The sequence below is a fragment of the Streptomyces sp. LS1784 genome (genome assembly GCF_020103755.1).
Lineage (GTDB): Bacteria > Actinomycetota > Actinomycetes > Streptomycetales > Streptomycetaceae > Kitasatospora.
Genome location: NZ_JAHSQD010000247.1, coordinates 1 through 11,642 on the forward strand (window position 1 = coordinate 1; position 11,642 = coordinate 11,642).

Annotated in this window: 15 protein-coding genes; 7 read left to right on the forward strand and 8 right to left on the reverse strand. The window is 69.8% G+C overall.

The genetic code is table 11. From position 1 onward, the window contains the following. The 5 genes from KS423_RS25295 to KS423_RS25315 all read right to left on the reverse strand — a co-directional run. The coding region (locus KS423_RS25295) for a DUF4157 domain-containing protein (RefSeq protein WP_224282066.1) at positions 1-672 on the reverse strand (672 nt) is incomplete at its 3' end. A 319-nt stretch (positions 673-991) separates the two neighbouring features. After that, complete coding sequence (locus tag KS423_RS25300; protein WP_224282067.1) at positions 992-1,543, reverse strand: hypothetical protein; 552 nt, start codon at positions 1,541-1,543, stop codon at positions 992-994. Positions 1,544-1,557: 14 nt separating this feature from the next. Further along, a complete protein-coding gene (locus KS423_RS25305) occupies positions 1,558-1,974 on the reverse strand; it encodes an ATP-binding protein (protein WP_224282068.1) in 417 nt (138 codons plus the stop codon). 158 nt (positions 1,975-2,132) lie between these two features. Further along, positions 2,133-2,621, reverse strand: coding sequence for an NUDIX domain-containing protein (locus KS423_RS25310; protein WP_224282069.1), 489 nt, complete (start codon positions 2,619-2,621; stop codon positions 2,133-2,135). 14 nt (positions 2,622-2,635) lie between these two features. Further along, positions 2,636-2,842, reverse strand: coding sequence for a hypothetical protein (locus tag KS423_RS25315; RefSeq protein WP_224282070.1), 207 nt, complete (start codon positions 2,840-2,842; stop codon positions 2,636-2,638). 127 nt (positions 2,843-2,969) lie between these two features. On the opposite strand from KS423_RS25315, the gene KS423_RS25320 reads away from it, so the two are divergent. From KS423_RS25320 to KS423_RS25345, 6 genes are all read left to right on the forward strand, one after another. Beyond that, positions 2,970-3,809 (forward strand): helix-turn-helix transcriptional regulator, encoded by an 840-nt coding sequence (locus KS423_RS25320; protein ID WP_224282071.1) that lies wholly within the window; start codon positions 2,970-2,972, stop codon positions 3,807-3,809. Continuing rightward, positions 3,802-4,011: a DUF397 domain-containing protein gene (locus KS423_RS25325; protein ID WP_224282072.1), complete on the forward strand. Its 210-nt coding sequence runs from the start codon at positions 3,802-3,804 to the stop codon at positions 4,009-4,011. The genes KS423_RS25320 and KS423_RS25325 overlap by 8 nt, the downstream gene beginning before the upstream one ends. A gap of 72 nt (positions 4,012-4,083) precedes the next feature. Next, entirely contained in the window at positions 4,084-4,293 is a 210-nt protein-coding gene (locus tag KS423_RS25330; protein WP_224282073.1) for a DUF397 domain-containing protein, read from the forward strand. 242 nt (positions 4,294-4,535) lie between these two features. Then, positions 4,536-4,964 carry a peptidase inhibitor family I36 protein gene (locus KS423_RS25335; protein WP_224282074.1) on the forward strand — a complete coding sequence of 143 codons (429 nt, stop codon included), beginning with the start codon at positions 4,536-4,538 and terminating at the stop codon, positions 4,962-4,964. 48 nt (positions 4,965-5,012) lie between these two features. Then, on the forward strand, positions 5,013-5,450 hold the full coding sequence (locus KS423_RS25340) for a peptidase inhibitor family I36 protein (RefSeq protein WP_224282075.1): 438 nt from the start codon (positions 5,013-5,015) through the stop codon (positions 5,448-5,450). A gap of 38 nt (positions 5,451-5,488) precedes the next feature. Then, positions 5,489-5,920: a peptidase inhibitor family I36 protein gene (locus KS423_RS25345; RefSeq protein WP_224282076.1), complete on the forward strand. Its 432-nt coding sequence runs from the start codon at positions 5,489-5,491 to the stop codon at positions 5,918-5,920. Positions 5,921-6,167: 247 nt separating this feature from the next. On the opposite strand, the gene KS423_RS25350 is transcribed toward KS423_RS25345, so the two are convergent. The 3 genes from KS423_RS25350 to KS423_RS25360 all read right to left on the reverse strand — a co-directional run bounded on the left by KS423_RS25350 (position 6,168) and on the right by KS423_RS25360 (position 10,384). After that, positions 6,168-7,790 (reverse strand): hypothetical protein, encoded by a 1,623-nt coding sequence (locus KS423_RS25350; protein ID WP_224282077.1) that lies wholly within the window; start codon positions 7,788-7,790, stop codon positions 6,168-6,170. A 323-nt stretch (positions 7,791-8,113) separates the two neighbouring features. Continuing rightward, positions 8,114-8,836, reverse strand: coding sequence for a heparin lyase I family protein (locus KS423_RS25355; protein ID WP_224282078.1), 723 nt, complete (start codon positions 8,834-8,836; stop codon positions 8,114-8,116). Positions 8,837-8,989: 153 nt separating this feature from the next. Next, a complete protein-coding gene (locus KS423_RS25360) occupies positions 8,990-10,384 on the reverse strand; it encodes a uracil-xanthine permease family protein (protein ID WP_224282079.1) in 1,395 nt (464 codons plus the stop codon). Between the two features lie 387 nt (positions 10,385-10,771). Between KS423_RS25360 and KS423_RS25365 the strand changes: the two genes are divergently transcribed. Beyond that, positions 10,772-11,642 (forward strand): AfsR/SARP family transcriptional regulator (locus KS423_RS25365; protein ID WP_224282080.1); only part of this gene is annotated, 871 nt, incomplete at its 3' end.

The window sequence follows — 11,642 nt, forward strand, 5'->3', positions numbered from 1 at the left end:
CCCGGCCGGGGCGCGGTCCGTCGGGCCCGGGGCGTCCGGGGCGGCGACGGCCCGCTGCACCGGCGCCGCCATCACCCGGTGCGCGGTCGCCTCCGCCTCGCGCTCGAAACGGTCGGACGGGTCGCTGACGCGCAGGCCGTCCCCGTGGTCCGTACCGGCCACCGGGCCGTTCCGCTGCTGGATCACATGGGTCAACTCATGGGCCAGGGTGTGCTTGTCCGCTCCTTCGGCGCCGATGACGACATGACTGCCCGAGGTGTAGGCGCGGGCGCCCACCTCCTGCGCCGAGCGCTGCGCGGCCGTGCCGGTGTGCACCCGCACATCGGAGAAGTCCGCCTGGAGCCGGTGTTCCATCTCTTCGCGGAGCGCAGCGGCGAGCGGCCGGCCCGGTGACCCGAGGACCTGGTGCACGGCGGAGCGCTGCACGGGCGCCCCGCCGTCCGACTCCTGGTGCCCGCAGCCCGGGCCGTGCCGGTGGCGGGCCTCTTCGAGCATCCGGGCCACGGCGGCGTTGCCGACGGTGCGCTGGAGGGCGGCCACCTCCTGCGGGGACGGAAGGCCCGCCCCCTGCCGCATCGGCACGGCTGCGGTGCGGGCCGTACGCGCGGTGTCGGCGGCCGGGCGGCCGGGGCGGGCGCCGTCCGGCGTTCTGGCGGCTTCCCGTGCGTGCATGAGAGACCCTTTCAGGGCGGAGGACGGCCTGGCCTCCTGTATACGTGTCACGGGTCCACTCCGGCCAGGTACGCGGGGGCAGAGCCGCTGCCCCCGCGGGCAGACCCGACCGGAGAGGAAGGCCAGGGGCGGGCCCATCACTTCGCCGACCGCTTGATGGGCCCGGAGTTCTCCCACGAAGTCAAACCACGGCAGTGTGCTGGGTGGTGGTCATCCGGGCGCTGCGCGCGGGCCTGCGGTGGTGGAAGCGCTCGGCTGATCAGGTCGGGGTGGGCGTGCTGCGCAGGAAGTCGGTGGGGTCGACTTCCTGCGCGTGGGTTCAGGTGTGGGTGGCTTGGGTGCGGCAGTGGGTGAGGGCGTATGTGATGCGGGTGTCGGGGGTGGGGGTGGTGGTGAGGAGTTCGCCGGCGGTGGTGAGGGCGGTCCAGTAGGTGGTGGGGTTCCCGGTGCGGGGGAGGGGGTGGGTGGCGGCGAGGGAGAGGTAGGCGGCGGTGAGGTTGCCGGTGGTGAACCAGCGCTGGAGGCCGTGGTGGTGGCCGGGGCGGATGCCGCCCATGGCGTCGACGGCGGCGAGGAAGTGTTCGACGACGGCGAGTTCGGTGTCGGTGAGGGACTTGGGGATGTCGAAGACGCCGAGGGCTTCGAGGAGTTCGCCGGTGTCGGTCTCGGAGTTCGGGCGAGGGTTGGCGAGCAGGGCGTCGTAGCAGTCGTTGAGGCGGCGGGTGGTCTCGGCGAGGGGGATGGTGAGGGCGAGGCACACCGCGCGGGCGGAGGGGAGGGGCTTGCGGGTGCGGCGGGCGAGGAGGGCGTAGGTGGCGGCGGGGGTGCGGCCGCGGGAGAGGGCGTGGCGGGCCAGGGCGGCGAGGTGCATGGGTGGGGTGGCTTTCAGGCGGTGGAGGAGGAGATGAGGGCCCAGGTGAACTTGCCGGCGCCGCAGGGCCGGGAGGTGCAGCCCCAGCGTTCGGCCAACTCGTCGACGAGGAACAGGCCGCGGCCGTGCTCGTCGTCGGGGGCCGGGGCGTGGAGGGCGGGGTGGCCGGTGCCGGTGTCGTGGACTTCCAGTCGGAGGTGGTCGCCGGTGAGGGCGAAGCGGATCTCGATGTGGCGGTCGGCGGGGGCGTCGCAGTGCTGGACGGCGTTGGCGAACAGCTCGCCGAGGAGCAACTCGGCGGTGTCGCGGTAGGCCTCGCCGGTGGGGAGGCCGGAGAGGTAGGCGCGGAGCAAGTAGCGCGCCAGGGGCGTGGACTCGGTGCGAGAGTCGAGGCGCGCGACGAACGTACCGGGCCGGTGGGTTTTGAGCATGGCGAAGTACCTCAAGGGAGGATTGCGTGTGAAGGGGGTGCGCCGCGCTGCTGGGCTTGCCTGATGCAGCGGCTCCGGCGATCAGGTGCGCGCGGCTCCTGCCGAAGCGAAGGCCCGGACCGCACCCATGGTGGTCCGGCCTCGGGGCGTCTCCTTGATCAGCCGACCGGGACCGGGACGCCGCGGACGAGGAGGGGGAGGCCATCTCCGTGCTCCCAGGCGTCCCAGGCGTCCTCGACGCGGCGGAACTGGTCGTCGGCCATGACATCGCGAAGCTTGTGACGGGGGACCCAGTGGAGAGCGCGGATCTCCTGCGGGGGCTGGTAGTGGCGGGCGGTGTCGGCCTGTTGGGGCGTGAGCACCCCGCCCGCGTACACGAAGTCGAGGCCCTCGGGGAACTCGGCGGCGGGCACGTAGTCGACGGAGAGGATGGTGCGGAGGGGCAGGACGAGGCCGGTCTCCGTTTCGAGGTGCCGGCGGGCCGCGAGGTGGGGGAGCTCGTCCTGCTCGGCGCTGCCGCCGGGGAGAGTCAGGCCGTCCCGGTAGACGGGATCGACCAGGAGGACGGAGAGTTCACCCGATCCGTCCGGGTCCTCGCGCAGGGCGAAGACCTGCTGGCCCGAACGGCGGGCGGGGGGCTTGCTCATGATGCGGGTCCTGCTCAACTCTGCTCCAGGTACGAGGAATTGATGACGGGCGGCAAAGGACACCCGTCGACGGTTCGGCGGTAGGGCGGCCGAAGCTCCGCCTTCCCGAACGCGACCTCCGCGAAGACGCTCTTGCGCGGCTCACCGTCCTCCAGGTCGCTGAAGTCGAGTACGGCTTCGTGGAGTTGGAAGAGGGGATCGGGATTCCGCGGGTGATGCATGGGGTCTCCGCAGGTTGCGCTGTGCGTCCGGCGAATCACCGGGTGTAGCCATAGTGGCGCGATTACCTCTACGATCGGAACCCGATCTGAATCTTGAAGTCAGTGCTCGGCAAGTAGGTGAAGATCATTGAACCTCAAAGAACTTGATCCAACATCAGGTCCATGGGCGCCCTTCGGGGTGCAACTTCGCAGGTCGCGCAGGGCTGCTGGCCTCACGCAAGCCCGGCTGGCGAGGCGCTTGGGGGTTGATCCCTCCTACGTCTCCTACGCCGAACTTGCCCCGCCTGGCCGGACCCCGCCAAGTGAGAAGTTCGCACGTGATGCCGATCGAGTGCTTGAGACGGGCGGAACCCTGCTGCTGATGTGGCTCCAGGCCAAGCACTCGGCATTGCTGGAGGGCTTCCCGGAGTACGCAGCCCATGAGACGCGAGCCAGTGAGATCCGGATCTTCGAACTCGGCGTCATCCCTGGCTTGCTTCAAACGAAGTCCTACGCGGCGGCTCTTGCAAGGGCGGATGTTCGTCGAAGGGACATCACCCCCAAGCAGGCAGAAGAGAGGATGACCTTTCTGCTTGCGCGACAGGAGGCACTAGCGCGACGAGACCCGCCGCTCATCCATGCCGTACTGGACGAGAGCTGCCTCCGGCGGATCATCGGTGGTCCGGAGGTCATGCGGGAACAGCTTGAGCAACTTGAACAGCTCTGCGAACAGGGACGTGTAGTACTTCAGGTGGCGCCCTTCAGCATGGGAGAACACAGGCCATTCGCCCTGCCCATGCGGCTGCTGACACTCCCCGATGGCTCCCTGTTTGGCTACTCTGAGTCTGAGGGGCGCGGGCACGTCGAACGAGATGACGACAGGCTCCGCGACTGGCGCAGGAGATACGATCGCCTCCAGGTAGGGGCGCTGGCCGAGTCAGCGACTCTCGAATTGATACTCCACGCTCGGAAGGACTCTCATGGCTGATTTCGACTTGACTACCGCTTCGTGGGTGAAGTCGACGTACAGCCAGCAAGGTGGCGACTGCCTTGAGGTTGCGCGGGGCTCTCGTACATTGATGCCCGTCCGTGACTCCAAGGACCCCCAGGGCCCGGCTCTGGTGTTCCCGGCCGAGGCTTGGAAGTCGTTCGTTGCCGCTGTCCGCAGCGGCGAGTTCGGCGACGTCTGAAGTCGGCCTGACGCCCGGCTGGGGTTCCCCAGCCGGGCGTTTTGCCTACACGGGGGAGGGCAGGCAAGGGCCATGAGCGCTCTGAAGCCCGACCTGGCCGGCGCCGCGTGGCGCAAGAGCACGCACAGCAACAACGGTGGCAACTGCATCGAGGTGGACGACGCGCACCCGGGCAGGGTCCGCGACTCCAAGGATCCCGACGGGCCGTCCCTCCTCTTCCCCTCCGAGGCCTGGAAGTCCTTCGTCGCCGCCGTCCGCAGCGGCGAGTTCGGCGACGTCTGAACCGACGCCGAGGACGCCGCCGCCGGGAAGCCGACTGCGCCGCCGGCGTCGGTTCCACATGCAGTCAGATGGCTGATGTCCCCCCTGTGCCCTCGCCGCCGCCACAGGGTTCCACATGCAGTCAGATGGCTGATGCCTCCCCTGTGCCCTCGCCGCCACAGTGGTGGTGCTCCGCAAGCGAAACGTCGGAGCGCCCCCCTGGCAGTTGGAGAGCAGAGGAGATCATGATGAACCTGCGGCGAATGGCGACGAGGCTCGCGCTGGGTGCTGCCACAGTGGCCGGGGTGCTCGCCGCCACGACGACGAGTGCGAGCGCCGACGTCCTCACCACGATCTCGACCGGCCCCGGCAAGTGCCCCGCCAACTGGGTCTGCCTGTGGAGCGAGAACAACTTCATCGTGGGGAACCCGAAGGGTGGGGTCGACTACGGGGCCGTGGGCGCGAACGAGAACATCCCGGACCTGGCGCAGTTCAAGTTCGAGAGCAAGCTCTGGCGCTGGAAGGGCATGGCGGACGAGGCCTCCTCGGTCGTGAACAACACCGGGAGCAGCATCTGCTTCTACGAGAACACCAACTACGGCGGCTTGGAGTTCAGGATCGGCCCCCGGGAGCAGTGGGCCTCGGTCCCGTCGTGGATCAACGACAAGATCAGCTCCTTCAAGTTCTGCTGACCTGCCCCCCTCCCTTCCCCTTCCCTTCTTTGACCTGAACGGATCGTCATGAAGTTCTCCAGGAACCTGGCCAAGCTCGGCCTGTGCGCCGCCGCCGCTGCCGGTTTGATCGTGACCGGGGCGACCTCCGCGAGCGCCACCAATGTCTTCTACCTCGGCCACGGGGCCGGGTCGTGCCCCGACGGCTACGTCTGCCTGTGGTCGGAGTCCAACTTCATCGAGGGCAGCTTCGTCAACAACAGCAAGTTCGGCTCCTTCGCGGCGAACCAGAACACCGGCGACATGGGCAAGCTCCAGCACGACTCCGGCGGGGACAAGGGCATGCAGGACGTCACCTCCTCGGTGCTGAACAACACCAGGAGCAGCATCTGCTTCTACGAGAACAACTGGTACACCGGCCTGGAGTTCAAGATCGGCCCCGGGGAGCACTGGCCCTACGTCCCGTCGTGGATCAACGACAAGATCAGCTCCTTCAAGTACTGCTGACCGTCCCTTCCCCTCTTCTTCGACCTGAACGGATCGTCATGAAGCTTTCCCAGAAGATGACCAGGCTCGGCCTGTGCGCGGCCGCCGCCGTCGGGCTGGTCGTGACCGTGGCGGGCTCCGCCAGCGCCAACACGATCCTCGGCCTCGGGCAGGGCGCCGGAGCGTGCCCCGCCAACTACGTCTGCCTGTGGTCCGACTACGGTTACGTCGCCGGTGGCCCCGACCACAAGTTCGGGTCGATCGCCTCGGACCAGAACATCGGTGACATGGGCAAGCTGGAGCGCAACGGAGCCCTGTGGGATGGGATGCAGGACGTCGCCTCGTCCGTGGTGAACAACACGGGGAGCAGCATCTGCTTCTACGAGAACAACTGGTACACCGGCCTGGAGTTCAAGATCGGCCCTCGTGAGCGGTGGTCCTCGGTCCCGTCGTGGATCAACGACAAGATCAGCTCCTTCAAGTACTGCTGACCCGTCGCAGGCCCCGACCGACTTCCGCACGCGCCTGAAGCGCAGGCCCGGACCGCATCCACGCGGTCCGGGCCGGGGGGTTTTCACGAGTCGACGGTCACGAGCCGGCGGTGGCCGCCTCCAGCGTCGTCGCCATGACCGGGCTGGTGAAGGTGTTCGTCGCGTCCCCCGTGGAGGGGTGGTGCGAGCCCTACTTCAGGTAGACGGGGGTCCGGGGCGGACGGCTGTGTGCCGTCCGCCGCGGGTGTCACTTGTGGTGGGGGTCGCAGCAGTCGGAGAGCCGGAAGGAGGCGATACGGGTGTTCCAGTTTCCGGTGCCGTCGGCCGGTTGGTACTGGTTGGTGTACCAGAACGTGCAGTTGTCCACCGGGTCGATCGCCATGGAGGTGTAGTCACCCCAGCGGTTGCTCCCGGTCTGGGAGCCTGTGCCGGTCCACACGGTGGTCTCCCGGAACGTCATCACGTTCCGCGGGTCGCGCGCGAGGCGTCCGGTGACGCTGATCGAGGGGTGGTCCTGGGAGGACGACGTCGAGTATCCCAGGGCGATGTTGCCCTCCCTGTCCTGGGCCGCGGAGCCCATCCACCGGTACATGGACCCCGGAGCGTAGGTGCTCTGCTGATGGACGACTGGTCGGTCGTGGTCCAGCCGCAGTTCGTACCAGCGCACCCCCACGCCGCCGGGTGCGTCGACCGCGTGGTTGACGACCAGGGACTGGTGGTCGCCGAAGTTGCGGTAGGCGAGCCGGTACATGGCGGAGTAGGAGAGCGAGTCCAGTTTCTGGGTGGTACCGGCCTGGGGCACGCACTGGGTGGGATCGGTGCTTTGGCAGGCCGGGGTGTAGGGGGCCACCGGCAGCTCTCCCGGGCCCGTGACGGCGGTGCGGGTCTGGTCCGCCCAGTCGACGTGGAACCGCCAGTACTGCAGGCTGTCGCCGGCCGGGTCGAGGGCGAGCAGCAGGTTGGGCCGGCCCTGCGGGGGAGGGGTCGAGCCGTCGAGGTCGGAGCCGAGCGGGAAGGAGGGTACCGGGACGTCGTAGCACTGCTGGTCGGCGTCGGCTCCCCGCAGCATCCGGTGCCGGTCCCAGGCGCACGCCTCGAAGACCGTCCCGGCGCCGGTGAAGGTCGCGTAGTAGGCGTCCGGCCACACCGCGACCTTCGGGTGGTCGATGAAGTGCCGGTACCCGAACTCGTACCGGTAGTACGCGCCGGTGGCGTCCTCGCTGGTGGAGACGGCCACGCACAGCCGGTTCGTGTCGCCTGTCCGGTCGAGGGCGAACTGGTTGAGGATCCAGCGGTGGGCCAGGGAGTCCCAGCGGACCACGGGATCCCCGATGTCGACGTTCTGAGCGGTCTCGCACGGTCCGCCGAACCCTCTGAACAGGGTCTGGGTCGTCAGCGGCCCCAGCTCCGTGGCACCGGTCTTGGAGTACACCGCGAGGTCGTAGTTGGTGATCTCCACGATCTGGCGGGAGCCCACCGAGGCGTTGGGGTCGGGCGGGACGCCCCCGGCTTCCCGGATGCCGTCGAAACTGACGTCCAACCGGATCGGGCCCCGGCTGCCGTCGCGGTCCTGCACCACCTGATCCGGACGGGCGGCCTCGGTGGGGGACGGCTCCCGCACCTCTCCGGGGGACACGGCGCCGGGGGTGGACCGGCGCTCTCCGTGCCCCTGCCACAGGTCACGCAACGGCGGCGAGGTGTCATGGTGCAGCGCGGGTCCGGAGTCAGGGGACCGAGGAGCCTGCGTGTGGCCGGCCGGCTTGGGTACGGCTGTGGTGGCGGGCGTGGCGGACCACGCCGGGGCGGCCACCAGCGCGGCTCCCATCGAGGCGACGGCGACGATCGAACGCAAGGCACGGGATACGTGCATCAATCCTCCGAGCGGGTCGGTGAGCCAACCCGCTCGGCCGTCCGGTGACGGCATCGTCCGGGACAACCCCCACCCGCGGGCGGCGGCTGTCGCGGCCTCCCCGCGCCCCGGGCACGCCGGGCACGTTTCCAGGCCACGGTATGAGGGCGGGCGACTCATCTGAGGGCGTGGCAGAACACAGTTATCCACCTCCTCCGCCCGACGCCGGGGTGATCGGTGCCGTGTCGGGTGCGGCTCAGCCGTATGGCGCTGCCCGCATGACGGCCTGAAACCGCAGGCCCGGACCGTTCGCGGTCCGGGCCTGCGGTTTCGTCCCTGGTCCCTTACGAGCCGGCGGTGGCCGCCTCCAGGGTCGTGGCCATGACCGGGCTGGTGAAGGTGTTCGTCGCGTCCCCCGTGGACGGGTGGTACGAGCCCCACTTCAGGTAGTTCCGGTCGCCGTCCCAGGTGGTTCCCTTGAAGGTGCCCGAGCCGGTGGTGAACGTCTGCTTCACGCCGTCGAACCAGAAGTCGATCGTGCCGTCCGTCCGGCCCAGGCGGATCTTCAGCGCGTACGAGTGCCATGTGTTGTTGGCCGTCTGCGCGGTCCACAGGGAGTGCGCCACGTGGGCGGTGTCCCACTCCTGGAGGCGGACGCGCCCGTTGACGATGTCGATCTCGATCGGGTGGTTGGCCGTGTCGGTGCTCGGGGAGCACTTCAGCTGGAAGACGTACCGGCTGTTGGTGTCCTTGACGTCCACCTTGGACGACCAGCCCAGGTAGAACGTGTCGCCCTCCTTCAGGTCCGGGCTGAGCGTCTCGCAGCGCTCCTCCCCGGCCGCCTGGAAGGCCCGCCACACGCTGCCCTTCACGGAGTCCTTCACCACCCCGAAGTTGCCGGTCGCGCACTGGACCGCCTTGAACGAGGACGGGCCCGTGCTGGTGCTCGGGGTCCACAGGACCTGGCCGGCCGCGCTGCTGGGCGTCACCCCGGCGCAGGTGATCGCGAACGTGCCGAGGGCGACGGCCGCGGCGGCGGCCTTGCGGCGGTGGGTCAGAAGGGACATGCCTCTCCCGGGAGGATGAGTGGCCGATACGAGCGAGCAGTGATTCGACCACCGACCGGCCCGCACGGCCAGACGGAACGGCCGGCGGAAGATCCTTTTCGGACACTTCCGCCGGCCGTCCTCCCGACCTGAACCCGAACCCGGCCCCGTCCGTTACGGGTTGCGCGGTTCCTCGGAGCCCTCGTCGTACGAGGAGGTGCCCTCGTCCAGCAGCGGCTCCTGGGTCTTGAGGTGCGCGGGGGCCAGCGCCCGCAGCGCGTGGTAGCCGGTGATGACGACCAGCGTGCCGAGCGCGATGCCGCTGAGGCTGAACGTGTCGGTGAACTTCAGCGTCACGTTGCCGATGCCGATGATGATGCCCGCCGCGGCCGGCACCAGGTTCAGCGGGTTGCGCAGGTCCACCTGGGACTTGGTCCAGATCTGCGCACCGAGCAGGCCGATCATGCCGTACAGGATCACGGTGATGCCGCCGAGCACCCCGCCGGGGATCGCGGCCACGATCGCGCCGAACTTCGGGCACAGGCCGAACAGCAGCGCGAATCCGGCGGCGCACCAGTAGGCGGCCGTCGAGTAGACCCGGGTGGCGGCCATGACGCCGATGTTCTCCGAGTACGTGGTGTTCGGCGGGCCGCCGACCGCGGTGGAGAGCATGGAGCCGACGCCGTCCGCCGAGATCGCGGTGCCCAGCTTGTCGTCCAGGTTCGTGCCGGTCATCTCACCGACCGCCTTGACGTGCCCGGCGTTCTCCGCGACCAGCGCGATCACCACGGGCAGTGCGACCAGGATCGCCGACCACTGGAAGGACGGGCCGTGGAAGGTCGGCAGGCCGATCCAGTCCGCCTTGCCGACGCCCGACAGGTCCAGACGCCAGTGGTCGGTCAGGTGCCCGCCCGCGTCCACCGAGTGGATCTTCCCGAAGACCTGGTCGAACAGCCAGGAGATCCCGTAGCCGAACAGCAGCCCCAGGAAGATCGCCACCCGCGACCAGAATCCGCGCAGGCACACCACGGCCAGACCGGTGAACAGCATCACCAGCAGCGCCGTCCACTGATCCTGCGGCCAGTACACCGAGGCGGTCACCGGGGCGAGGTTGAAGCCGATCAGCATGACCACCGCGCCGGTGACGATCGGCGGCATCGTGGCGTGGATGATGCGCGCCCCGAACCGCTGGACCGCCACACCCACCAGGAACAGCACCACGCCCACCACGAACACCGCGCCGGTCACCGTCGCGCTGGTGCCGCCCTGCGCCCGGATCACCGCGGCCACGCCCACGAAGGACAGCGAGCAGCCCAGGTAGCTGGGCACCCGGCCCTTGGTGGCCAGCAGGAAGATCACGGTCGCCACGCCGGACATCATGATCGCGAGGTTCGGGTCGAGCCCCATCAGCACGGGCGCCACGAAGCTCGCCCCGAACATCGCCACCACGTGCTGGGCGCCGAGCCCTACCGTGCGGGGCCAGGAGAGCCGTTCGTCGGGACGGACCACCGCCCCCGGTGCGGGCGTGCGCCCGTCACCGTGCAGCTTCCAGCGCACGCCGAGATCCATGGTGAGGTTTCGCTTTCTCTGTACTTCCGAAGAACTGTCCGCACCATTGTGGTGGCCACCGGGTGCCCCGGCGATCACACGGCCCGCGCGTGAGCTGCGGATACGTGTGGGCAGGGTCGGGCGGGGCCTGATGCTGTCGGGATCTTACGGCCACCGCCCCCGCGCCGCGGCGGTCGCACCGGGACCTCCCTGACCGTCCACGTCCACGGCCCCTGCGGCACGAGAGCGCCGGCGCGGGAAGCAACCTTTCGTCGCCTGCCGGGAGTCTCCACATCGACGGCGACGCCGGCACCCGGCAGTCCTCGGACGAGGCGGGGCCGGGCGACGTTCCTTGATCGACAGAACGCCTGCTGTCATATGCTTGTCAGATTCACCTGAGGGGGGTGCGTGGAGTTCCGACTGCTGGGCTCGGTGGCCGTGGTGGCCGCGGACGGCCGGGAACTTCCGGCCGGATCGGCCAAACGCCGCAGCCTGCTGGCCATGCTGCTGCTGAACCCCGGAGCACCGGTCACCGTCGAGCGGCTCACCGAGACCCTCTGGGACGAGGCGCCGCCCCGGCACTCACGCACCGTCATCCACAACCACGTCTCCGGGCTGCGCGCCCTGCTCACCGCCCACGACGCCCCCGCCGCCGGCATCGAACTCGTCACCGACAACGGCGCCTACCTGCTGCGGGTGCCCGACCTGGCGGTGGACACCGTCCGGTTCGAACACCTGGTGGCCCGTGCCCGCTCCCTGGACGACGCCCGCGAGGCCGCCGCCGCCCTGCGCGAGGCACTCGCCCTGTGGCGCGGCCCCGCCCTCGCCGGCACCACCGCTGGCCTGCCACTGCAGTGCGCCGCCCGGACCCTGGAAGAACAGCGGCTGGCCGCCGCCGGGGAACTGGCCCGCGCCCACGGCCGGCTCGGCGACCACGGCACGGCCGCGAACCTGCTGCACGCCGAGGCCACCGCCAACCCGCTGCGGGAACCGCTGGTCGCCGAACTCATGCACGCCCTCGGCCGGGCGGGGCGCCGCTCGGAGGCCCTGGACTGGTTCCACCGCACCCGCCGGGCCCTGGCCGAGGAACTCGGCATCGACCCCGGGCCGGAACTCACCGGGGCCTACGACCGCCTGCTGCACGCCGACGCCCCGCCGAGCCGGTCCGACCGGGTGCCGCCCGCGCGGCTTCCCGGTGACCAGGAGCCGCCTGACCGCGTCCCGCCCGCGCGGGTCCCCACCGTCGGCGGTCTGGCCTCCGTCCCCGACCAGCGGCCCG